This is a genomic window from Pseudoalteromonas luteoviolacea (assembly GCF_000814765.1).
GTDB classification, from domain to species: Bacteria; Pseudomonadota; Gammaproteobacteria; order Enterobacterales; family Alteromonadaceae; genus Pseudoalteromonas; species Pseudoalteromonas luteoviolacea_H.
Genome location: NZ_JWIC01000003.1, coordinates 307009 through 332695, shown reverse-complemented (window position 1 = coordinate 332695; position 25687 = coordinate 307009). Strand labels below are relative to the sequence as shown.

The following is a 25687-nucleotide window of genomic DNA, read 5'->3' as shown; positions in this document are numbered from 1 at the left end:
GCATTGAGCTGATTAAAGTAACCCTATTGGAGTAAATTATGCGTACTCAACTGATGACGTTAGCCTCGGGCATCGCACTGGCACTGTCTAGTGCAGCGATTGCAGCGCCCAGTGCAACCCAAATTAAAACAAACCAGTTCTGGTGGCCAGAACAATTAGATCTCAGCCCGCTTAGACAACATGACATAAGCTCAAACCCCTATGGTAAAGACTTTGACTACAGAGCCGAGTTTATAAAACTCGATTTAGCACAAGTTAAAGCCGACATTGAAAAGACCCTCACTGACTCTCAAGACTGGTGGCCGGCAGATTGGGGACACTACGGGCCACTGATGATCCGTATGGCATGGCACAGCGCAGGTGTCTACCGCGTGCACGACGGTAGAGGCGGTGCTGCTGGCGGTCAACAGCGCTTCAACCCGCTCAACAGTTGGCCCGATAATGCCAATTTAGACAAAGCCAGACGCTTATTGTGGCCTGTTAAGCAAAAATACGGTAAGCAGCTATCTTGGGCTGACTTAATGGTATTGGCTGGCAATGTGTCATTAGAGTCTATGGGCTTTAAAACCTTCGGCTTTGCTGGTGGTAGAAGCGATGACTGGGAACCTGATCTCGTCTATTGGGGCCCAGAAACCACATTTTTAGCCGACAAACGACGTGATAAAAAAGGCAAACTCAAAGGCCCACTGGCGGCGGTTGAAATGGGCCTTATCTATGTCAATCCAGAAGGTCCACATGGCAAGCCCGACCCCTTATTAGCAGCCGACGACATTCGCCTTTCGTTTGGCCGTATGGCAATGAATGACGAAGAAATCGTAGCGCTCATCGCAGGTGGCCACACCTTCGGAAAAGCCCATGGTGCGAAAAAACCTGGAAACTGTGTTGGTAAGGAACCTGCTGCTGCGCCAACTGAGCAACAGGGCTTTGGCTGGAAAAACAAATGCGGCACTGGTAAAGGCGCAGATACCAGTACCAGTGGTTTAGAAGGTGCGTGGACCGTCACCCCAACCCGCTGGTCTACAAACTACTTAGACAACCTAATGAATTTTAATTGGGTGCAAACCAAAAGCCCAGCAGGCGCAATACAATGGATCCCAGATAACCCAGCAGCCGCTAATTTAGTACCTGATGCACATATCAAAGGGAAACGCAGTGCACCGATTATGTTTACCACTGATCTTGCACTCAAAGAAGACCCTGCGTTTCGTAAAATTGTTGAGCGATTCCGCGCAGATCCGAAAGAGTACGAACTGGCATTTGCCAAGGCTTGGTTTAAGCTCACGCACAGAGATATGGGGCCAAGAGCACGTTACCTTGGCAATGAAATACCAAGTGAAGTGCTGACATGGCAAGACCCTATTCCTGAACATAGCGGTAAAAAAATCACGCAAAGTGACATCAAGACACTACAAATTGCAATCAAGCGCACAGGTCTCAGTAACGCTGATTTAATTGAAACTGCATGGGCAGCTGCATCCAGTCATCGTGTTACAGATATGCGAGGCGGCGCAAATGGCGCGCGGATCAGACTCGCTCCACAAAACAACTGGACAGTAAACAATCCGCGCCAGCTCAAACAAGTGCTCGCACAGCTTGAGCAAGTTAAAGCGCAATTTAACAAACGCTCAAAACGCCAAGTATCTCTGGCCGATGTCATTGTACTTGCAGGCAAAACCGGTATTGAAAGCGCTCTTAGAAATGCAAATATGCCAAAAACAGTGCCGTTTAGCCCAGGACGCACCGATGCCTCTCAGGCACAAACCGACGTTAAATCATTCAGTTTTTTAGAGCCTAAAGCCGACGCGTTTAGAAACTATTACCATGACTCAGCGTTTATGTCGCCAACAAAAATGTTAGTAGATAAAGCAAACATGCTTGGGCTATCGGTTCCTGAGATGACGGTGCTACTGGGTGGTATGCGTGTGCTGGAAACCAATACGGATAACTCAAGCACTGGTGTACTGACGCATACTCCGGGCAGCTTAGACAATGCCTTTTTTGTTAACTTGCTGGACATGCGCACACAGTGGAAAAAGTCAGAGACACAACCGGGTATGTACTTAGGTTATGACCGCAAAACAGGAAATAAACAGTGGCAAGCAAGCGCAGTTGACCTCATTTTTGGCTCAAACTCAGAACTTAGAGCCATCGCAGAAGTGTATGCATCTGATGATGCCAAGCAAAAGTTTGCCGATGACTTTATTAAAGTCTGGGTCAAAGTCATGCGCTTAGACCGATTTGATTTAATGTAAAAAACAAAAGCCGCGTTTAAACGCGGCTTTCTCTAATTTAATCACATTATGTAGGAATTACTCGACAATTAAGCGATTATTTGTATCTCGGCTTGTTAAGATCTGCGCTGCATCAAAACTGGTCGCACGCTTGGCCATACGATCGTATAACAGAACATTCACAGTAGCGGCCAAATTCATACACCCAGTTGTCGGTACGTATACAACCGCATCAGCGGCATCAACAATATCTTGTGGCAAACTGCCATCCTCTGGGCCAAATACATATAGCGCTTTTTCTGGGTGATCAAAGTGCGGCAATGGTATCGCACCTTCCACCAATTCAACGCACACCAAAGCGCGCCCCGATACTTTTAAGCTCACTAAGTCATCTACTTGTTGAATTGGGATATTCTCAGCGACATTTTTTGTGTCTGTGTGATATTTTGCAGCTTTTGCGTAGCGGTTGCCGTTAAAATATACCGCCTGTGCGCCATAGCACCCTGCGGCACGCAATACTCCACCGACGTTAGTTGGCGACTTAGGGTTCACCAAGCCTATCGCTGCAAATGATTCACTCATACTGTTCACTCTTCATGTATAGGCAGTACAACTACCAAAAAATTCGACGGGCGATTGTACCATGTGCGAAATTTTGTGCCAGTCAGACAAACCGCCCAAATTTAGGTAAATTGGCAATAATTTGTAACATTTGCAAACTCTCCAAGCGTCGCATTGACTCCCCCCAAAAAAAGCCCGTTATAGTAAAAAAGAAAGCAATAAAAACAATTGGTTAAATGCTCTCATAAAAACATCAGCAAACCCACATAAAACATCATATACGCCATCAATCAGCCCCCTTGCTGCTTGCTTAAGATGAATGTAACAGTTCATGTATTTACGTTGAATATGAAATTGAGATTGGCTAGTTTTGTAAAGGTACAATCCAGTACAATCAAGGAGATAACTATGAAATTAACAATCAAAAAAAGTAAAATTAAGAACCTTTCTAGCAAGCCTTCTTTAGGACTTGAAGCAACACCACATGTTGCAGGTGGCATGAAGCAAGTAGAGACCCGAGAGCCGTGTCGTTCAATATGGGCATGTACTCACCCTCAAGCTTGTCTCACTGACTAAGTAAAAGATCTGAATTTGCGGCCACAAATTCGATTCACCAAGCGACCTTTTGAGCTCACGGTCGCTATTATAGGAAAATTAACCATGCCGCCTATCTTATGTCAGCGTGTCACATCCCAGTGACCGACTACTCAGGTCGCACAGCATTCATGTGAAACTTAAATATACTCAGCGCGTTTAAGCACATACACATACTCGTCACACGCTTCCCCTTGGTGAAAAGCGGTTTTTTGTGTGATGTGTTTTAACCCAAACCCGACTTTTTCCATCACCCTAATCGAGGCTTGATTAGGTGACGAGACCGGATTATACAAGGCTTGAAGTGACGTTTTTTCAAAAAACTTCGCGACAAAAAGCGCCACAGCATGTGTGCCAGTGCCATTCCCCCAAAAGCATTCTCCAAGCCAATATCCGAGCTCAGCGCCCTGTGGTGAAGATAAATCATCAGGCAAATAAGCACCGACCACCCCACAAAACTGGCCATCATACTCAATCGCATAGTTCAGCGCATTTTGGCTTTGCCCGACCTCTAGCCACCACTTTGCATCCTGAGGTGTATAGGGCTTTGGTAGTCTATCTGACAAATACCGGATGACATTAGGGTTGTTTAAGTGCTTAACCAAATCACTCCCATCTTTTGGCTCCAATGACCTAAGTACCACATTTTTATTCATTCTGCTGCAAGGCATTAAGTTGGCCTCATATCCTCTATGATTAATTTAAATCCACCTTCTTACTTGGCAACAGTATCGCTCGTATACCGCACCAAATTTTCGTCGCATTGCTTGCTCTTCAAAACGGATATACCAACGATCTGTCACAATAACAAATGTTAGCCACCCACACACAGACATTACGCCAGCACCAAGCGACACAGCCGCACCAAACAAAGAGATGGCAAAACCCAAGTACATCGGGTTGCGGGAAAACTTAAATGCCCCTTGGGTCACTAACTTATCTGGCTCACCAAAGGTCATGATATTGGTACCTTCACGCATAAAGCGCTTTTTCGCTCCGACAGCCAATAACAACCCAAATAAAAACAATGGTATGCCCGCCAAGTTGTATGGATAAACGATATAGTGCGTGGCGTCTAAGCGCCAGCACAATAACGCCATATTGATTAAGATGATCGCGTATAAAAACGGGGGTAAAAGCTTTTGCATGTATTTGCTCCTAAAAAGAAGCACTTTACCTGTCCTACCGAGACTACGCCTTAACTTATGTTAAGCCCATTTTTTTACGTATTCTAGATAAGCTTACATCTGTTATACCAAGGTACATCGCAACCTGATTCAGAGCAATATGCTCACTGTCTTGACCAAACTCCATTAAAAATTGCTCATATCTTTGCTGCGCATTGAGCAGCAAAAAACTCGCTTCTCGCTTTTCTTTTTTTAATGCTAAGCGCTCATAAACCTTTCTTACAAATTCACTCCAGTTACTATTTTTCTGAGATAACGTGACTAGGTTTTGATAAGAAATCGATGCAATATGGCACTCACTCAAAGCTTGTGCGTAAAAAGGGCTAGGGCTGTGCTCAATTAATGAAGCGATGCTTGTGAATGCACCGCCTTGCTTGACTAAAGACTTGTTAAACTCTTTCCCGTTGACATCAATGTAATAATAACGACCAATTCCAGCGAGTAAAAAATGTACGTCTTGAACCATATCTTGGCTTTTAAACAAATGTGATTTTGCGCGATAGGTTTTAAACTCAAAGACCTCCAAAGCAGCAGCTATTTCACTTGCTTTAAATGGCACCAACTGCGTCAAAACTTTCGTTAACAGTGCTGCACTGTCATACCCCTGCATTTAATCCGCACACCTTTGACTTGGCGTAAAGTTGCTTTTTACAAACAATAATGTCTTGTGCTCGTAAATTTCATTACACCAATGATGTTTGCTGAGCACCATGTCTGGTACCTCCACATCGTTTACTTCATCAAAACCAAATTTTTTATAAAACGAAGCCAGATGCGCAAAAGGCAGACAATATACGTGGCGATACTGTAACGCGTTTTCAACTAAAAACGTCACTATTTTATCGGCAAGTCCAACACCTCTAAAGCCTGGGTTCACATACATGCCCCCCAGCTCTGCATCAAACTCAGTGATCTTTTGTATTCGACCAACACCCACCTTCTGATCATCAACTAACGCAATGGCAATCATATCCGACTCGAAGTTTGACAACTTAAACCCGACACGTTGATACTGCTCATTTACCCAATGAATTTCATCCTGGGTTGCTTTTCTTATTGTTATATTGATGTCCACAGTTTGTTTGCTCCTAAAACAAATACATCCGACTGATTGAATATCATACACTCAATCCAAATACCAGCACTGCGACAAAATACCAAGCGCTTTAAAATTGTTTGCTACACACCTAAAGCCACATACAAACAATTGTTATTTAAAAATTTTAAATAACACAAATCCGTTACTCCCTAGAACAGACGGATCATTTTTCAAGCAAAAATGCGCTTCTATTGCCAATAATAAAACGCATTGTGATTTAGCTTCTATACTTGTTGTCAGGACTTTTTCTATTTCTCGCATCATCTGCGGACTAAGGGAATTTGAATATGGCTAAATCCAAGCAACTCACTATTTTTTCTACGCTGCACGCTAAGTTGATAGCTGCCTTTTCAGCGGTGATGATCACCCTCGCCGTGATTGGCTTTATTTCTTATTTTGCCTTGAAAATGGCTTCTGACGGATTTAAAGATTACCGTGAATTAGCCCGCGATAGTAACCTCGCGGGCATTTTACAATCAAATATGCTCATGGTTCGCATGAATGTAAAAGACTTTCTGTTGACTGGCAGTGATAAAGACATTCGCCAATACGACGAATACTTTACTCAAGTAGAAACCCTGCTCAAAGAGGCTACGCGTGAAATTAACAAGCCCGAGCGGGCGCAAATGGTGAAACAGCTCACCACAAAAATCGCAACGTATAACGAGACATTTAACCAAATAAAAGCTTATCGAATACAGCGCAATGACCTAGTATTGAATCAACTGAACGTCATTGGTCCGCAAATGGAGCGAGAGCTGACCAAGCTGATGTTCAGTGCATCGGAAAGTAACGATACACAACTCGCCTACTTGACAGGCGTTGCCATGCGCAACCTATTACTAGGTCGCCTCTATGTGATCAAGTACTTAGAAAGTAATGACGAAAGCGCTGACCAAAGGGTAAAGCAAGAGTTCAGCGCCTTTGAACAGCAAATGGATTTAATCGAACAACTCACCAATACGGTCGCAAACCGCGCTTTAATTGCGCAAGTCAGAACACTCGAAGCTGACTACAAACAAGCTTATCTGAGTGTGCATGACATCATTGTGGATCGTAATGATAAAGTCACCAATACCCTAGATGTGCTGGGGCCACAATTTGCAAAACTGGTCGATGAATTAAAGCTCTCCGTTAAAACCGACCAAGATAAACTGGGTCCAAAACTCAAAGAGGCGAATGAATCAGCAGTCAGTAACATCATGATCACCTTTGTCATTGCGCTTTTCCTCAGTGGCTGCATTGTGTTCTTCCTGACTCGCAATGTGATGGCGCAGCTTGGCAAGGACCCGAATGAACTAGAAAATGTTGCATTGGCTATCGCCCGGGGAGACTTGGATGAAAAATATGACGAACGTGCACCCAAAGGTGTGTTTAAGTCGATGATGGCCATGCGGGATAGCTTGCGCCAGATGCGGGAAAAAGAACGTGAAGAAAAACGCATTGCCAGTGCCAATGCCCGTATTAAAAGTGCGCTAGATAACGCCAGTGCGTGTGTGATGATCACCAATACACAAAATCAGGTTATTTATCTCAATGATGCTATTTGCACCATGTTTGACCAAGCCAGCGACGAGATTCGCACCATCCACAATCACTTTGATAGCCAAGCATTACTCAACCACTCACTCAGCCAATCGCTACCGACTTTTTCAGAGATTGAAAACGCCGTCCACGGGCTGAGCGACAGCTATAACAGCCAACTAAAAATTGCCAGTAGGACGTTTGATATCGTCGCAAGCCCCGTCATCGTTGATGGAAAAACCGTTGGTCTTGTGTATGAGTGGGAAGATAAAACCGAGTGGCTAGCAAGCGAAATAGAAAAAGCAAGAGTGGCATCTGAGAACGCCCGTGTAAAATATGCACTAGACGGGTCATCAGGTCAGGTCATGATCACAGATGATAACTATAACGTCATCTACCTCAATGGTGCACTGGAGCACATGTTTAATGAGGCTGCCAGCGACATAACCCAAGAGTTGATGGACTTTAGCACCACCAATATCAAACATAATGCACTGGATCATTACTTCACTCACTTCACTAACTTGTTGAGTGAGTTTAATGGACTCACAACAAGCCATCAGAGTGAATTTGTCATTGCAGGGCGTACTTTCAATGTCGTGGCCAGTCCTGTCAAAGTAGACGGTGAACGTGTTGGTACCGTCATAGAGTGGCAAGACAAAACGCAGTGGTTAGCACTTGAGCGTGAAAAGTCTAGAGTGGCTTCTGAGAATGCGCGCGTCAAGTATGCACTCGATAGCGTATCTGGAAACGTGATGATAGCCGACCCTGAACTGAATATTATATATGCTAACAACGCAATACAAACCATGATGTTAGAGTCCGAGCAAGACATACGACGACATGTTGGCGCATTTGAAGCCAACAACCTAATTGGCTTTGCCATTCATGACTTTTACCTAGAGCCTGAGCAACAAAAACTCGTATTTGAAAACCTGAACGATACACACCGTAGCGAAGAACAGATAGGCGACAAGGTGTTTGCATTGACGGCTAACCCCATTGAAGTTGACGGTAAACGTATCGGCACCGTGCTTGAGTGGGTCGATCGTACCGCTGAAGTGAATATCGAAAAAGAAATTGACGACATTGTGCAAGCCGCTTCACAGGGAGACTTGAGCAAGAAAATCGACCCCACTGGCAAGTCTGGTTTCTTTGGTAACTTAAGCCAAGGCCTCAATGACTTATTAGGCACCGTTGAAGTGGCCCTAGACGATGTGATGCAAATGTTGGGCTCTCTGGCTCATGGCGACCTCACCAAGCGCATTAATAACGAATATCACGGTAAGTTTGGCAAGCTCAAAGAAGATACCAATACGACAGCAGAAAAACTCACCGAAATTATATCGAGTATTCGCACCTCAGCTAGCAGTATTTCACAAAGCGCCAATGAAATCGCCCAAGGTAATATGGATTTAAGTCAACGAACGGAAGAGCAAGCTTCAAGCCTCGAAGAAACATCGGCCAGTATGGATGCCATGACTGACGGTGTTAAACAAAGTAGTAAACGTGCCGAAAACGCCAATGAATTATCACTCGATGCGGAGCGCAGAGCAGAACAAGGTGGCCAAGTAGTGAATATGGCAGTGACCGCAATGAAAGAGATCAGTGACTCGAGTAAGGAGATTTCAGAGATCATCGGTGTCATAGATGAAATTGCTTTCCAAACAAATTTATTGGCACTCAATGCAGCTGTTGAAGCGGCCAGAGCGGGTGAGCAAGGCCGAGGATTTGCAGTCGTCGCGGGTGAAGTTAGAAACCTCGCACAACGTTCATCCGAAGCCGCCAAGGAGATAAAAGATTTAATCCGAGATAGCCAAACCAAAGTTGAAGAAGGTACATCTTTAGTCAACAAATCTGGGGAGACCTTATTAGAAATCGTAGAGGCCACTTCAAAAGTGCGCGTTATGATGCAAGACTTAGCAGAGTCTTCGAAGCAGCAATCTGACGGAATTGTGCAAGTTAATAGCGCAATCACTCAAATGGATGAAATGACACAACAAAATGCAGCACTGGTCGAGGAAGCCACAGCCGCAGGTCAATCGATGGCTGACCAAGCGCACAATATGAATAAGACGATGGACTTTTTTACCATAGGTCAAAGAAGTACCGGACTGAGGACCCTCGCGTCCTAGTTGATAGCATGAAACCAAGGGGCACTCGCCCCTTTTTTCTTTTTTCTTTTTTCTTTTTTCTTTTTTCTTTTTTCACATCACTACGTTTAATTCGCTTTAAAACCAAGCTTGACCTGTCTATAACTTTATACTTTAAAGTCGGCACGCATTTGTTTAATGAGATTAAGTCTATGTACAAAATATCAGAGCTTGCCAAACGAGTTGGGCTCTCACGTACCGCACTACTCTATTATGAGAAACAGCAACTGATCAGTGGAAAACGACTTGCCAATGGCTATCGAATATATAGTGATAAAGACATTCAACGTGTGCACTTAATTCAAAAGCTACTCGCAGGTGGACTTACCATTAAAGAATGTAAATCTTGCCTTGATGCAAAAATTGAAAAGCACCGTTTGCGCGACAGACTCTCTGCGTTAAATAACGAGATTGAGCAGAAAAAACAAGCTCGCGACTTATTGGCCGCAATATTGGGCGATGCGCCACAACGTCATTGGCACGAAGAACTCAACACGCTTGCGCCCGATGCGCATCTGAGTTGGTTAATGCAGCAAGGCTTTAATGAAAAAGAAGCACTTAGATTAAAATGGTTATCAAAAGATATGAATGAGCACGAATTATATATGGCTGACTTTATGACCGTATTTGGGCCTCTTGCGCGCTGGGCACCTGGCAGTCATGAAGACACCCTTAAAGCTTTGTCACATGTGCCCTTAACACCCAGTATTATTGCCGATATTGGTTGCGGAAAAGGCCACGCGACTCAGTTGCTGGCAACCCATACTCATGCCAATATTATCGCTATCGATAATGAGCAAAGCGCACTCGATGCATTGGTTGATAGTTTTACTCAAGATGGTCTTGTAGATCGGCTTCAAACGGACTGTACAAGCATGACAGAACTAAACATGGCGCAAAACAGTATCGACCTTATTTGGTCAGAAGGCAGCGCCTATATCATGGGCGTGCAAAATGCACTTAAGAAGTGGCGACCAAAGCTTAAACCCAATGGCGTATTAGTGTTTAGTGACATGGTATGGCATACGACAAAACCAAGCACGCAAGCTCAGGGGTTTTGGGCCAAAGAATATCCCGATATACAATCTGTTGAATTCAGACTTAAGCAAATATCTGAACTGGGATATGAAGTCATTGCACATTTCCCGCAAAGCACACAAGCCTGGCAAAACTACTACGAACCTTTACGCGCGCGCACAATAGAACTGCAGCCTACAATGGCACATTCTCAAGCACTACAAGATATTCAAAACGAAGTGAAAATATGTACTGAGTATGCCGATGAGTTTGGCTACCATATGTTTATTTTACAAAAGTGCTAACCCTATTTAGGCGCTAAACGCGCCTTTTTTTATAATTGACTTTAGAATATCTCAACCACTTCAAAATATTCACATACTAATTCCATATCAGAGGCAAACCCACCATTTCGCTCAAAATATGCCTGATGTTCTTTACGCCAGCCAGCTAAGTCAGCATTTTCTCCCTCTGCAAGCGCAAAGGCTTCGTCGACATCTTCAAACCGAGTGATATCTACTTTAACAATTTTGATCACTGCGACAGGCTTATTTAGCCAAGTCTCTACAATGTACACTTGTCCAATATCGGGGATTGCTTCTTCACCTAATTCATAAGCACTCAACGCATCGCAAGTTGCCACTTTGGCACCACTTACAATGAGCGCAGTCAGTTCATCACATAAATGCTGACTATCGCCAAATTTACACGCAACTGCATCGGGGTATCTGGCCTTTATTTTGGATGAATTCATTATTTTTCTTCTTATCAAAGCGCATATTTAGTAAAAATGGTGGGGATTAAACCGGTTTGTGGTTATGAAACCCGACGTAAAAGTCCTTAAGCGAATTAGGCAGTATTGCCCAGTAACTGTGTGTTTTCTTTCTAGACACTTGCCAGAATACATTATCAGTAAACGACACATCAACACCACGTATCATATCGATATTGATTGCTGTCGCTACACTTTCAAACCAGCTATGCGCATATTCAGGGTCAAGATTTCCTCAGCAAAATAGATGCGCTCCATCTGCTTTTTGAATCAATTCAAAAAAGCGTTGCCTGAACTCCTGGTACATGCTGAGTCATTGCGCTTTTAATATTTGATTGAAGCGCGTTGTTAATTCTTCTTCTTGGCAATATCCCAAGGTCAGTGCAAAAGCTTGATTTTCTTCAGTCACATAAAACAGTGCGGGGAACCCACTGACTTGTAATTGACGGGTAAGCACCAAATGCTGTTGCAACTGGTTTTCAGTATCTGGTGAATTAAGTAAACACAAAAATGACGCTTCTTCAAGCCCAATTGACACGGCGCATGCTGCCAAAGTCGCATCTAATGACGGGTTAGTAGCTTGTTGGTAATACGCGGATTGGATCGCCTTTGACATTGCTTCAGCGCTATTTTCCCTCATATTTTGTGCCACAATCACCGCGCGACAAGCTTGGTAAGTAGAACGATAAGGCGTGTTTTGATGCCAGTAATCGTGGTTAAAGGATACTTGGGTTCTTTGTTCTATTTGATGCCAATACGAAGCAATTGTTTCTCTTAAGCTTTGCGCCATCGGCTCAGTATTGTCAGGCGCAAGACCGCCCATAATCCACTCTATCTGTGCACTTGGGTGTTGGCTTAAAAATGCCTCTAATTCAGGCTGAAACCCGTAACACCAAGCACACATCGGGTCCATAACATATACAAAACGCATCAATACTTAACTCCATTAGTCCTACTCTGTCGCCAGAAGATACACGATTATACAGTAACAACGCTTCCACTGAATTTACAACGTCCATACAGCGCACAGTCAATGTGCGCAAAGTATGGAGCTACTGACGTTTAGCTGATGCCATTAAAAACATCTAGATAAGTCATTCATAAATCAGAAAACGTTACAAATAGTGAGCAATAAACTCCACAGGGTGCTGAGGTTTACGCCCTTCAAAACGTTTTACTTGGCTGCGACAAGAAAACCCTGTTGCTACCACCTTTGATGATTGCACATGAGATTGCCAAGAGGCATTGTACAAGCCATGAGAGGCCGCCTGATTTTTACTCTCATGACCAAAAGTTCCGGCCATGCCACAACAACCCACATTGGGTGCATCAAGCTGTACTCCCAGCGTATTAAAGATATTTTTCCAAGTTGCAGATGCAGCACGTGCATTGGTTTCTTCAGTACAGTGCGCCAGCAAGGTAATTGACTCAGCCACCGACGACAATACCAGAGCAGATAAATCCTGTTGCTGAAGCCACTCATGAATAGTGAGTACGTGAAAGTTTCCTCTTTCATTCTCGCTCAGTACTTTACGATATTCATCGTCGTACACAAATACCAAGGCAGAATCTAAACCAATCATCGGAATATTGAGGCTTGCTGCGTGTTGTAAAAAAGCGCTGGTGGCTTTGGCCGTCGCTTTAAACTCAGGAAGAAACCCTTTTACATGCTGAGTTTTACCATTCTCATGGTAGGGCAATAGCACGGCTTTTTTACCCAGCTTGCCGATCAATTTAATGGTTGCAGTGATTAACTCTGCTTCGTAAAACCAAGTAAACGGATCCAATACAACCAAAACATGCTCGTCTTTTTGCGACTGACTAAGCTTACTTAACGCACCGTAGTTGTACTCAATGCCTTCAGGCTGCTGGGTGCTGAGCAACGGTAAGTCTTGATAGCCTAAAAGCCATTGACTGAGCTTATTAACAAGGTTCGACCCAATCATAGGGTTTAATAGTGATGCACCACGTGACATCAAGGGCAGCAACTTTTCAATATTACCGACCACATGATCTTTCAGCGCTCTGCCATATTTTTGATGATAAAAGTGCAAAAAGTAAGCCCGTGAATTAGGAATATCTACTTTAACAGGACACGCTGTTGAGCATGCTTTACAAGCCAAACAAGCATCCATGGCACGTTTTACTTCGTGGTTTAACTGGGCAAGTTCTCCCGCTTCTGAAATCTCAACTTGAAATTTTTCCGCATCAAAATAGGCAGATTGCTGCACAGGCAGTTCAACGCCTTGCGCAGCTTGCAGTCGTGCCCACTCCTTAAATAACATGGCTCGCCCTTTAGGTGAATCCCTTCTGTCTTTCGTGATCTTGTACGAAGGACACATCTGAGCGTTTTCGTTGTAGTTAAAACACAACCCATTGCCGTTGCAGTTCAACGTGTCTTGAAACGAGGTTTTAATATTAATGGGAACAAGCTGATCGTAACGTGCTCTCAGCGGCCCATTGACACCAGCAAGCGCGGTATCATTATCAAGCGGCGTACATATTTTGCCGGGGTTGAGTTTATTGCTTTTATCAAATGTGGTTTTGATTTTTCTCAATTCTAAGAATAACTCAGGACCAAAAAAGTCAGCACCATATTCACTGCGAAACCCTTTACCATGCTCTCCCCAAAATAAGCCGCCATATTTTTTAGTCAGTTCAGACACTTTATCCGATATGGGTTTTAACATCGCTTGCTGTTTATCATCGCATAGATCTAATGCTGGGCGCACATGTAAAACCCCAGCGTCAACATGACCAAACATACCATAACTTAAATCATGTGCATCCAGTAGCGCTCTAAATTCGGTAATAAAATCAGCCAGATGCTCAGGGGGTACAGCGGTGTCTTCAACAAAAGCAACGGGCTTTTGCGCCCCTTTTGTGTTGCCTAAAAGCCCAACGGCTTTTTTACGCATCGCATAGATTTTTAAAATATCCGTCTTATTGGTGGTGATAGAGTAAGATAAAACGCCCGCAGTTTTACTGTCAATAAGCGCATCTAGTTTATCCGTTAATGCAGCGACTTTGGTGTTAATGTCTGACTCATTATTGCCATTAAACTCCACCATATTTAACCCATCTGAGATGATATCCGCGGGAGTATCTAAAAAATCAGCGACGCTGCGCCAGATCATATCTTCACGGGCAAGATTCAGCACTTTACTGTCCACCGTTTCAACAGAGGTCGAGCGTGCACTTACCAAAAAAGGGGAATGTCTTAGCGCCGAGTCAAAGTTATCATAATTAATATTGACCAACGTTTTATATGGCTCAATCGGCAAGATATTCAACTTGGCTTCTGCAACCACCGCAAGCGAACCTTCACTCCCTGCTATAATGCGAGTGAGATCAAACGTTTCCATATTATCACTGAGCACGTTTTTAAGATCATACCCGGTTAAGAAACGATTTAATTTTGGAAAAACCTCTAATATTGTGGCACGGTTTTCTACGCAGCTGTTGATCACATCACGAAAGATATGCCCTTTACGGTTGTCCTGAGTTGCAATTTTTTGCGCTGCCTGCATTGGCATTTTGTATGTATCTAACTCATAACCATCAGCTAAAAAACATTTTAAAGCCAATAAGTGATCACTGGTTTTACCGTACACCAGAGAACCTTGTCCGGATGCATCGGTGTTGACCATACCGCCCACTGTTGCACGGTTGCTGGTGGACAGATCAGGCGCAAAAAAGAATCCCAACGGTCTTAAAAAGTCATTAAGTTGATCTTTGATCACACCGCCTTGTACCCTGACCCACTTTTCTTCGATATTAACCTCTAAGATCTGACGCATATGGCGCGATAAATCCAATACTATCCCACTGGTGAGCGACTGCCCGTTAGTCCCTGTGCCACCACCACGCGGACCAAAGCAGAGCTGACGAAACTCCCCTTGTTCAGACAGTAGTAAGGCTTTTTGAATGTCATCATTGTTCTTGGCAAATATGACCGCTTGCGGAAATTGCTGGTAGATACTGTTATCTGTTGAATGCACCAAAGTTGTTGAATAACTTGTATCTACTTCCCCTTCAAAGCCAGATGCTTTTAAAGCATCTAAGTACCTCTTTACAACATCAGCCAAATCAATACTGGCTTTTTTATCTTGACCCATTTTTGCGCCCCACAACAAAATGATACAATATAACATAACTAACAATTATCGTAACTAGACTTAAGGCGCGGACAGCCAAAATCAATAAATAAAAAAGCGGCAAGATTGTCGTCTTGCCGCTTTCAATTAGTTGGGAGATCTAATTTACTGAGTGTAGTTGAATTACTCAACTTTGCTAAATGAATGTTAGCAACCTAATCAAAAAGCGATCTTTTTAGTCAAAGCATTGACTTTAATACAACTTTAATCGACACACTCTCATCTCTAAAGATTGCTGTAGCCTGCAATATGCTGTGCATTAAGCTCATAGCAAGTATCACCTCTTGTAACACAGAGTGTGTGTTCCCCAATAGTAGATGAAAGTGTTATCCAATCTTTTTGCGACAGCTGCTTAGCATCGACGCCGTTAAAACTCACTACTTCATCACCGACTTTGATACCTGAACCCACTGCCGCCATATCAGGCATGACATATCGCACCACAAATGCACCATCAGTCAGCTTTCTCAATTCCAAGCCCAATAAATTATACCGTGCTATAAACTTGCTTGATTGGTAAGGCTTTAAGTGCAGCATTAAATTACTGTAGTCAATGACATAACTAAAATGCGATAACGCTGAGCTGCCAAGTACTGACTTCCCATCATCATCGCCTTCAATGAAATTGGTTTTCACATTGGTTAAAGTCAAATCTCCAATTTTCACTTTAGGAACAGTGCCACGCTGATGCACCGTTTGACCACTTAATCCGAAATCAGACCCTGTGACTGTTTTACCTTTAAACTCAAGTCCCGCGTCACGTACGTAATAATTGTTGAGTTTAAAATAATGACGACTGCCAGTATCAAGTACAATTTCTTGCGTAAATGTTTGGTTGTTACCCAAGTCAACTTCACTGTCAAAATAGAGTTTACTGAGGAACACTCGCATGGGGATCGTGACATCATCCTGTGTGGGTTGGTAAGGCAGCTTTGAAATGGTGATTTTGCCTTTTTGCGTGTCTATATACCACGTAAAGTGTTTTAAAATATCATGACCAAGTACACCATCAAATACCGCCTCATCAGGACGTAAAAAGTAGTCGGTTTGTGAAAGAGGCATATATGCAAAACTCACTTCGTCAAAACTGACATCGCCTAACTTTATTTGACTCACTTGTGTTTGATAAGCCCGAGAATTTTCACCATCTCCCCACCCGCCGAGTTCAAGTGGATACCCTTCTTTCAGACCCAGCGCTTTGACTTTACTTGTATCTTGCAACAGTGAAATCGATGCCCCTGTATCAATCATCATTTTAAAGCCTCTGACACCATTAATGGTCATATAAACATAGGGTTTCGCGCTAATGTCAGCAGATAGCCGAGAATGCGTTTTATCTACGTGCCAATTTGGCACTAGGTGGTCGTTCTCATATTTGAGTCGAAGGTAATTAACGACACTACAGCCACTTAGGACCAGAGTGCCCAAAAGTAAAATAAGAAGCTTCATCAATCATTCCCTTTTGTGTTTTTGAAAGTCACTACAGTACAGAAGAGTTTGTGAAGAAAACGTCAAATTCAATTATTACATGAGGCAAGCTCGGGATGACAAGAGTGATGTGAGATTAATTGAAAAGATTTATCGTAGTGTAAATAGCCTATGAATCATTCTAACCGCGCTAACGATTAACCAAACCCGTCGTCCTGAACTCGATTCAGGATCCATGTCATTCTTGACCAATGCATAGATCCCGAGGCAAGCTCGGGATGACGAGGGTGATGTGAGATTAATTGAAAAGATTTATCGTAGTGTAAATTGCCTATGCGTCACCCCAACTGCGTTGACAGTTAACCAAACCCGTCGTCCTGAACTCGATTCAGGATCCAAGTCACTCTGACCAATGCATAAACCCCGAGGCAAGCTCGGGATGACAAGAATGATGTGAAATTAATTTAAAAGATTTATCGTAGTGTAAATAGCCTATGAGTTCCCAACTGCGTTAACGGTTAACCAAACCCGTCGTCCTGAACTCGATTCAGGATCCATGTCATTCTGACCAATGCATAGATCCCTAGGCAAGCTCGGGATGACGAGGGTAATGCAAAGTTAAAATGGTTTATCATGCTGTAAATAACCCAAGCATAATCCAACAGAGCGCACCATTAACCAAACCGCGTTGACGATTAACTAAACTCGTCGTCCTGAACTCGATTCAGGATCCAAGTTACTCTTGACCAATGCGTAGATCCCGAGGCAAGCTCGGGATGACAAAAATGATGTGAAATTAATTTAAAAGATTTATCGTGGTGTAAATAGCCTATGAGTTCCCAACTGCGTTAACGGTTAACCAAACCCGTCGTCCTGAACTCGATTCAGGATCCATGTCACTCTGACCAATGCATAAACCCCGAGGCAAGCACGGGATGACAAGAGTGATGTGAGATTAATTGAAAAGATTTATCGTAGTGTAAATTGCCTATGCGTCACCCCAACTGCGTTGACAATTAACCAAACCCGTCGTCCTGAACTCGATTCAGGATCCAAGTTACTCTTGACCAATGCATAGATCCCGAGGCAAGCTCGGGATCTAGTAATTTAAATTAAATGACTATAAAGCGTTACATAAATAGTTAATATAAGCATCAACTACCTATACTTAACCGCCAAAGGTTTTTGACAAGTGCGTCGCTAGGTTTATTTGAATTGGCTGCGTTTGCTTTGCAATATCAACCAGTGCATCCTCGAAGTTTCCTTTAGATAACGTGCTATATGCGTCATTAGATAACCCATATGGCTCACTTGGCATGCCAATAAATGGGAATACCATGCGATCAAGCGTGCCATCACTGTCTTTGTCATGCACCACACTGATGGCGTATTTACCTGCTGGAATACCTTCTAGCACCACTTCTGTTGCCGGAATGCTTGGCGTAACCACCATACGGTGAAAGTACTTGATGCTCGTTGCGCTGTAGTTATCATCGCTGTAGTAAGAGTCCGCGTTGTCATGCAAATACACTAACAACTGCCCTTCAGTACTTGCCACCTGATTCACCACAATACGGACCTCAGTCGGCGCACCTTTTACTTCATTCACGCTCATATTAGAGGTAGACGAGCAAGCCGCTAACACCGTAAGCGCCAATGACGATAACAATACCTTTTTCATATAAAATACCTTTTAACCTTTATTGCCCAAACCAAACTCATGTTCCAATACAGCCTTGATTTCAGCGTGACTTTGCAAGATATCACCATGATGTCGCTGTTTAAGTAAAGTACAATCCACTTTACCACCGATAAATGCTTCCACATTGTTATCCGAAATAGCATCCAGCATTTGTGACCATTCACGTGTCAGCGCATCCGACACCTGCGCCTCATATTGACCTGCTTTAAATAAATGCACCTGAGCCGTTTTCAACGGTTGGCTTAGTGGGCATAAGTCCAACTGCCCTTCCGCTTTACGCGCTTTTATCATCGCCTCAATACTGCCTGTCTCGTGGCCAAGCTCTCGCATGCGTGCAACAAATAATTGCTCATTTTCAGACTCAAACTCTTGCGTCAGCGTTTTGATCTTCCCAGACTTGATAATAGTGTCTAAAAGCAGCACTTTTATGTCAGCGCTGTGGTTTCTTTCAAATAAACCCGCCATTTCTAGTGCGATATTACCACCGAGTGACCAGCCTAAAAGACAAACTTTATCAGCTTCAATATGAGCGCACACCTCATCGTAATACACCTTAGCAAGCTCATCTAACTGACTAATTTTTTCGTCATTAATGAGGTTATAGTTATCAACGCCTAAGCAATTAAACGATCCATTTAACTCTGCTGCAAGCCCTTGATAAACCTCGCATCCGCCGCTGCCAGCGTGGACCATCACCAGGGTTGGTAAGCCGTCGCTAAAGTCATTTAAACGTTTCACTAATTGCCCGTCACGCGCTTGATTACGTACCAAACTTGCCAGGCCTCGTACGGTAGGAGATTTAAACAAATCAGCCACAGAGAGCTTACAGTTAATGGTTTGATTTATCACTTGTGTCAATTTAATCGCCGCAATTGAAGTCCCGCCGAGCTTGAAGTAGTCATCGCTGATCCCAATTTGCGAGTGGCTTAGTGCAGATTGCCATAACTCACATAACTTAAGTTCAAGGGCATCGCGTGGCGCTACATATTCATCACTTCTAATAAAATTAGGTTCTGGCAAAGACTTTACATCCAACTTGCCGTTGACATTAAGCGGTATTTTATCAAGTAACGTCATCGCTGAAGGCACCATAAAATCAGGAAGGGCAGTCTGCAAATATCCCATGATCTGCTCTGCTTTATCAGCATCGGTATCGTCGCTTACAACATACGCTGCAAGATACTTTTCAGTCCCGTTTTGCGTTGCTATTACCGCAGCTTGCTTCACACCAGCAACGCTACAAATGGCACTTTCGATTTCACCCAGCTCAATCCTAAAGCCGCGTATCTTAACTTGTTTATCGTTTCGACCAACGTACTCTATATTGCCATCAGCTTGCCACTTTACAATATCTCCAGTGCGATACATGCGAGGTTCGATATGGCTGTTTTTTGCAGTCTCTACAAATGGGTTTTTAACAAATTTCTCTGCCGTAAGTTCTGGACGGTTTAAATACCCTCTTGCAAGTCCTTCACCACCAATGTAAAGCTCACCTGGTGTACCCACAGGAACTGGCTTACCCATAGGATCTAATACATACAAGGTTTTGCCTGTTAAGGCGTGACCAATAGGCGCATTAGTTCGACTATCATCAAGGTGGCAAACAGAGGCAAACACTGTGGTCTCTGTCGGACCATATACATGACTTAGCTTCACCTGTGGTGTACTTTGCTTAAAGGCATTCACCACATTTAAATTAACCTGCTCGCCGCCAAACAAAATGTGCTTAAGCGGGCTATTTTTAAGCTGTCCACTGGTTGCCAGTGCATTAAATAATGCGGTGGTCATAAAACTCGCATCGATTTTATGTGTTTCAACATACTGAGCAAATAACTCGGGTGAGAGTCGCGTGTATTTATCCACTAAATGCACACACAAGCCATTGAGCAAACTGAACATGGCATCAAAAATAAATCCATCAAATGCATAAGACGACATACTGGCAATACGGCGCACCTTAGTCGCATCCAAATAATTGTTGCCCAGTGCAAAAGAATTTACCGCATGGTGTTCAATCTCAACCCCTTTAGGTTGCCCCGTGGTTCCTGAGGTATAAATGACATACGCCAAGCTCGTTAAATTCGTATCCACGTCCAAATTCTCGATGCTCTCACCACCGACATGCTCTGCAACTAAGATACTCGGCCCCGAGTCCGTATTAAAAATACCAGATAGCTCAGCATGATAGTCCGCTTGGGTGAGTACCAAAGAGACATTTGCATCGCTGGCAATAAATCGCGTGCGCTCATCGGGGTTATCCATCGACAACGGGACATACGCAGCGCCCGCTTTGAGCACCGCTAAAATGGCCACCACCATATCGATATTTTGTGGATAATAAAGCGCAATTAAAGTATCCGGTTTGATTGTGGACTTTTGGTCTATTTCATAGGCCTGACGGATAAATCGAGCAAGCTTATTGGCTTTTTGATTAAGCTGCTGGTAAGTCAGTTGCTCATCGCCACACACCACAGCAATATCACTGCCACGCCTGTTGGCTACACGCTCAAAAATACGATGAATAGAGAGTGAACTTGGTGTATGCGCGGGCTTGTGATTAAATTGTTCTAGTACTTGTGTGCGCTCAGCGTCACTCAGTACATTAATGTGATGCAACGCGTCAGCAGGCGCCGCCAGCATGCTTTTAAGTATTCGAACATAACGCTTTGCAAATGCATCGATGGTCGCTCGCTCAAATAAACTGGTCGCGTAGTTAAACTGCAAACTCAGCTGCTCGGTGCTGTCATCAACGACTAAGGTCAAATCATATTTAGCACTCTTGCCACTAAGCTTATCGCTTAGCACTGGCTTTAACTGCAAATCACCCTGCACAATTTGCTCGGCATTCATGCTCTGCACACTGAACATCACCTGAAAAATAGGATGGCGCGAGCTGTCTCTTTCTAACGCCAACAGCTCCACTATTTGCTCAAATGGTAAATCCTGATGCACTTTCGCTTGGGTAACCAGCTGATGCGTGTGCTGAATAAACTCGCTCGCACTCCTGTTTTTATCAACTTGGCTACGCAGCGCCATCGAGTTGACAAAAAATCCGATAAGCGCCTGCACTTGGCTATGATGACGGTTATCCGAAGGCGTACCAACCACAATATCTTGCTGCCCAGATACACTGCTCAAAGTGACATATAAGGCGCTCAGCATCACGGTGTACACACTGGTTTGCTGTGCTTTAGCACTATCCACAACCTGTTTGGACAGCGTTTTATCTAGGGCTAACTCAAGGTTCTCACCTGCGTAGCTCACTTGACTTGGCCTTACCTTGTCATAAGGTAACTCCAGTGTTTCAAACCCTTGCAGCGTGCCTATCCAATAGCTTTGCAACTTGCTCAGTGTCTCACCTTGCAGATAATCCCTTTGCCATTTTGCATAGTCCGCATAACGGATACTCAGCTCTGGCAGTTGAGCTGCTTTACCATTCAACGCTGCAAGATACGCTTTCGTTAGCTCTTCAGTAAAAACAAACGTCGACCAACCATCAAATGCGATGTGGTGCCACACAAAGAGCAAATACTGGGTAGATGCACGACTAATGTGATACACCCGCATTGGGCTATCTTGCGATAGCTCAAATGGTTTTGAGGCCAGTTCACTAACAAGCGCTTCTAAGGCAATTTCATCCGCCACCGAGTGCTGAACAATAGCGATATTTGATGGTAATGTGTGCTGACTTAACATGCCGTTATCTTGGGTGTTAAATACCGAATTTAATACCTCATGGCGTGCCACAACTTGATTAAGTGCTTTTTCAAATGCATCTAGGTTTAGCGATTCACCAACTTCAAACAAGGCTGGGATATGATACGCACTACTGCCTTTTTCATAACTGTCGATAAAGAGTAATCGTTCCTGTGCAAATGACAGCGGTAAAGGTTCCGCGTCACTGCGAGGGATCACAATGGCCTGTGATGCACCAATGACGTTGGCCAGTTTGGCCACGGTATTATGGGTGAACAGCATTTCGAGAGGGATATCACGCTTGAGTGCTTTGCGGCTGGCCGCAGATAAACGAATCGCCGTAATTGAATTCCCTCCTAACTCGTAAAAGTTATCATCTACACCCACAGTTTCAACATTGAGTACCTGTTGCCAAAGCGCACATAAGGTCGACTCAAGGTCATTACTTGGCGCTTTGTAACTCTGTTTGACGCTTTGATTAGGAATGGGCAGGGCCTTTTCATCCAACTTACCATTGCCTGTTAAAGGGAACACCTCTAATTGTGTATAGCTGGCTGGCACCATGTATTTTGGTAATGTTGACGCTAAATATGCGTTAATGTTTTCCTCACAGGCAGTACTGCCCGCACTGGCAATCCAATAAGCATGTAACGCACCATCTGCATGGCTTTTATCCGCAATGACGGCCACACTTTGAACCCCCTCAACGTCACATATGGCGTGCTCTATCTCACCAAGCTCAATTCGATAACCGCGAATTTTAACTTGGTTGTCGTTACGGCCGAGGTATTCAATTTCACCATTGTCGAGCCAACGAACTAAATCACCCGTTTTGTAAATCCGTTGATTATCCACATCATCACTACTTGTAAATGGATTTTGAATAAAGCGTGATTGTGTCAAATCGTCGCGATTTAAGTAGCCTCTGGCCACCCCTGCCCCGCCGATATATAACTCGCCAATTGCACCCACTGGCACAGGTTTAAGTGCCGATGACAAAACATACAGCGCTACATTGGGATAAGCATGCCCGATACCATTGACCACTTGGCTTGGGTCAATGCATTTGTTCATGGCGCCAACTGTTGCCTCTGTTGGACCATATTCATCAATCAGTGTCTCCGTAACCATTGAGAGCTTATCAATCACTGGCTTAGTGAGCGCTTCACCGCCCACCATCAAGCTGCGTAAGGTTATCTCACTGTCAGCCAATAAGAGGCTGGCAAGGCTTGGCGTGGTTTTTACAAAACGCACTTGGTTGTCTGTCAAATGAGCCTGATATGCTGACACATTGGCAATGTCATCCTGATAAACACACACAGTTCCACCTGCCATGAGTGGACATAAGGTAGTTGTCACGGTCAAATCAAAGCAATAGTTGGTCGAAAAATCACATACTTCTAAGGCATCTGATAAAGTACTTTGCACCCCAAAAAAGTAATTAAGTACCTGCGCTTGCTCTACCATCACACCCTTTGGCTTGCCTGTGGTGCCCGAGGTATAAATCACATACGCAATGTTATTCATACGGCTGCGACGCTCAGCAAAATCTCGTGAATTATCCAACACCAACATGGGTTTATCACAGCTGATGAAACCAACATCAGTGCCTGTCAGCCAAGTATCTAGTCGATGGGCGTACTCTGTTTGCGTCAGAACCAAACGCGTGTCTGTATCAGACAAGATAAACTGCACCCTATCCTCTGGTGCATCAGGGGAGATGGGGACATATCCCGCTCCCAACTTCAATACCGCTAGCATTGCTACCAGAGTGTCAGCACTTGGACTCAAATACAGCCCAATCAAGGTATTGGCTTGCACCGACTCACCTTGCTGAGCAAGACGCTGCACAATGGTGTTTGCTAAATGCTCAGCTCGCTCATTTAATTGGTGATAACTTAAAGAAGTTTTCCCGGCTTTGACAGCCACCTTGTCTGGCATTGCCTGAGCATGCTGGGCAATCATGCCAGCAATGTCGCTTTCAAACTCAAAGTGTGCTTGTTGGCAGTGCCACTGCTGCGTGATTGCCTCACACTCAGCAGATGTCAACAACCCTAATTGCTGATGCGGTTGCTCTGGCGCTTCCACCAGTTGCTCAAGTAGCACTTTAAGCTGCGATACCAGCTTGCTCGCTTTGTCTGCATCTAGCCAATTTGCACTGTAGTTAACGGCTATATCGAGCGTACTCCCTTGCTCTGTCGCAACAAGGGACAACGGATAATCAATTTTCTCAACCACCTTTTTGAGCTGCCACTTACGCGTATCACCTTGATGATTGATCGGGTAATTTTCAAAGGTAAACAAGGTGTGGAATAACCGCTCACCTGGCGGTTGCAGCTCAGCCAGTGCAACACTGCTGGCGCTGTTGAGTGACGCAATCGACAGCTGAATATCCGCCATGATTTGCGCACAAGACGCATCTTCTGGCCAAAACACTTGCAACGGCAAGGTGTTGATAAACAAACCGACACTGTTATCGATGTCTTCGACTGGCAAGTTACGCCCCGAGACAACGGTGCCTACAGTCGTTTGCTCGTCGCCCGCGTAAACCTGGATAAGCTTGTGCCAACAAAATTGTAATGCCACGTTGAGTGTCACCCCAGCACTTTGGCACATGGCTTTGAGCGCATGAAACTCAGCGCCCGTGATCATCAATTGTTGCGTATCCGGTTCTGTGACCTGCATCGGCTTGGTCAAATCAAGGGGCGCACTCAACATCCCCGAGATGTCATTTGCCCCTTCAAATTGTCGTTTCTTTTCTTGCCAATACTGCTGTGTTTGCGCTTGGTGTTGCTGATAGTACTGCTGCGTTGCTAAGTAGGCTGTTTCAACCTCGACCGTCGGCACAGTGCCGCCGAGTAACTGCTCATAATACTCATGGACGCTGCGCAGCAACAAAGGCGCACTCCAACCATCGCTGATGCTGTGATGCTCCGTTTTTAGTAAGGTGTATAAATCCTCTGCTTGCTTGATAAGTGAAATGCGGATCAAGCCCGGCTTTGACAAGTCAAACCCTTTTGCGCGCTCCGCTTGCTGCAATGCATCTATCTTTGCAGCGCGCTCTACTTCACCTAATGCGCTGATATCTTCATAATAAAAGCTATTGCTATCAATACTCGCTTTGGGTGAGACAATTTGTAACAGGGCTTCATCCCAGTTAAAAAAAGTACGCAGCGCAGGGAATCTTAAAGAGGTTAACTCCCAGGCCTTTTGGTACAAAGGCACGTTCAGCGGCTCTTGATAATCCAACATCATTTGCACACGATACGCATCATCGTCTGGCTGGTTCAAATGATGATAAATAAACCCTTGTTGCAAGCTGTTTGCCGGACTTACCGACTCAATACCACGCGAAGGCGCAGCTTGGATCTGGATATAACGTTTAAACGCTTTCGCCGAGTCAATGCTTTGCTCACTCAAAAATGCAATTAACTCCGGCTTATTGGCTTTGATTTTATTCACTAGCTGCGGGTCCGGAGACGCATTGCCAAAAGCCAGTTTTAACTTACCTTGCTCTGCCCAAATAGACAGGTTATGTGCACTGATTTCCTTGATAAGTAACATTG

Annotated in this window: 15 protein-coding genes; 4 read left to right on the top strand and 11 right to left on the bottom strand. The window is 44.2% G+C overall.

Features of this window, described 5'->3' with window-relative positions; translation table 11 throughout:
* The first annotated feature begins 38 nt into the window (after positions 1 to 38).
* Entirely contained in the window at positions 39 to 2252 is a 2214-nt protein-coding gene (katG, locus tag JF50_RS02755) for a catalase/peroxidase HPI (protein ID WP_039607964.1), read from the top strand.
* 57 nt (positions 2253 to 2309) lie between these two features.
* Here katG and JF50_RS02750 read toward each other — a convergent pair whose 3' ends face one another.
* Entirely contained in the window at positions 2310 to 2813 is a 504-nt protein-coding gene (locus JF50_RS02750; RefSeq protein WP_039607963.1) for an RNA methyltransferase, read from the bottom strand.
* 387 nt (positions 2814 to 3200) lie between these two features.
* Between JF50_RS02750 and JF50_RS27105 the strand changes: the two genes are divergently transcribed.
* Entirely contained in the window at positions 3201 to 3368 is a 168-nt protein-coding gene (locus JF50_RS27105; protein WP_160290448.1) for a hypothetical protein, read from the top strand.
* A 158-nt stretch (positions 3369 to 3526) separates the two neighbouring features.
* Here JF50_RS27105 and JF50_RS02745 read toward each other — a convergent pair whose 3' ends face one another.
* The 4 genes from JF50_RS02745 to JF50_RS02730 are packed head-to-tail and all read right to left on the bottom strand — an operon-like array spanning position 3527 to position 5648.
* Positions 3527 to 4042, bottom strand: coding sequence for a GNAT family N-acetyltransferase (locus JF50_RS02745; RefSeq protein ID WP_052262101.1), 516 nt, complete (start codon positions 4040 to 4042; stop codon positions 3527 to 3529).
* A gap of 45 nt (positions 4043 to 4087) precedes the next feature.
* Complete coding sequence (locus JF50_RS02740; protein ID WP_039607962.1) at positions 4088 to 4534, bottom strand: methyltransferase family protein; 447 nt, start codon at positions 4532 to 4534, stop codon at positions 4088 to 4090.
* A 55-nt stretch (positions 4535 to 4589) separates the two neighbouring features.
* Entirely contained in the window at positions 4590 to 5183 is a 594-nt protein-coding gene (locus tag JF50_RS02735; RefSeq protein WP_039607961.1) for a Crp/Fnr family transcriptional regulator, read from the bottom strand.
* Complete coding sequence (locus JF50_RS02730; RefSeq protein WP_052262100.1) at positions 5184 to 5648, bottom strand: GNAT family N-acetyltransferase; 465 nt, start codon at positions 5646 to 5648, stop codon at positions 5184 to 5186.
* A gap of 311 nt (positions 5649 to 5959) precedes the next feature.
* On the opposite strand from JF50_RS02730, the gene JF50_RS25905 reads away from it, so the two are divergent.
* On the top strand, positions 5960 to 9331 hold the full coding sequence (locus tag JF50_RS25905) for a methyl-accepting chemotaxis protein (RefSeq protein ID WP_052262099.1): 3372 nt from the start codon (positions 5960 to 5962) through the stop codon (positions 9329 to 9331).
* Positions 9332 to 9501: 170 nt separating this feature from the next.
* On the top strand, positions 9502 to 10671 hold the full coding sequence (locus JF50_RS02720; RefSeq protein WP_039607960.1) for a MerR family transcriptional regulator: 1170 nt from the start codon (positions 9502 to 9504) through the stop codon (positions 10669 to 10671).
* 41 nt (positions 10672 to 10712) lie between these two features.
* Here the strand turns inward: JF50_RS02720 and JF50_RS02715 are convergent, their stop codons facing one another.
* From JF50_RS02715 to JF50_RS02690, 6 genes are all read right to left on the bottom strand, one after another.
* Entirely contained in the window at positions 10713 to 11120 is a 408-nt protein-coding gene (locus JF50_RS02715) for an ASCH domain-containing protein (protein ID WP_039607959.1), read from the bottom strand.
* 331 nt (positions 11121 to 11451) lie between these two features.
* Positions 11452 to 12069 (bottom strand): DsbA family protein, encoded by a 618-nt coding sequence (locus tag JF50_RS02710; RefSeq protein WP_039607958.1) that lies wholly within the window; start codon positions 12067 to 12069, stop codon positions 11452 to 11454.
* 184 nt (positions 12070 to 12253) lie between these two features.
* A complete protein-coding gene (locus tag JF50_RS02705) occupies positions 12254 to 15256 on the bottom strand; it encodes an FAD-binding and (Fe-S)-binding domain-containing protein (RefSeq protein WP_052262098.1) in 3003 nt (1000 codons plus the stop codon).
* Positions 15257 to 15520: 264 nt separating this feature from the next.
* Positions 15521 to 16744 (bottom strand): aspartyl protease family protein, encoded by a 1224-nt coding sequence (locus JF50_RS02700; protein ID WP_039607957.1) that lies wholly within the window; start codon positions 16742 to 16744, stop codon positions 15521 to 15523.
* Between the two features lie 1147 nt (positions 16745 to 17891).
* A complete protein-coding gene (locus JF50_RS02695; protein ID WP_039607956.1) occupies positions 17892 to 18404 on the bottom strand; it encodes a DUF2141 domain-containing protein in 513 nt (170 codons plus the stop codon).
* Between the two features lie 12 nt (positions 18405 to 18416).
* Complete coding sequence (locus tag JF50_RS02690) at positions 18417 to 25685, bottom strand: non-ribosomal peptide synthetase (RefSeq protein WP_052262097.1); 7269 nt, start codon at positions 25683 to 25685, stop codon at positions 18417 to 18419.
* Between the last annotated feature and the right edge of the window lie 2 nt (positions 25686 to 25687).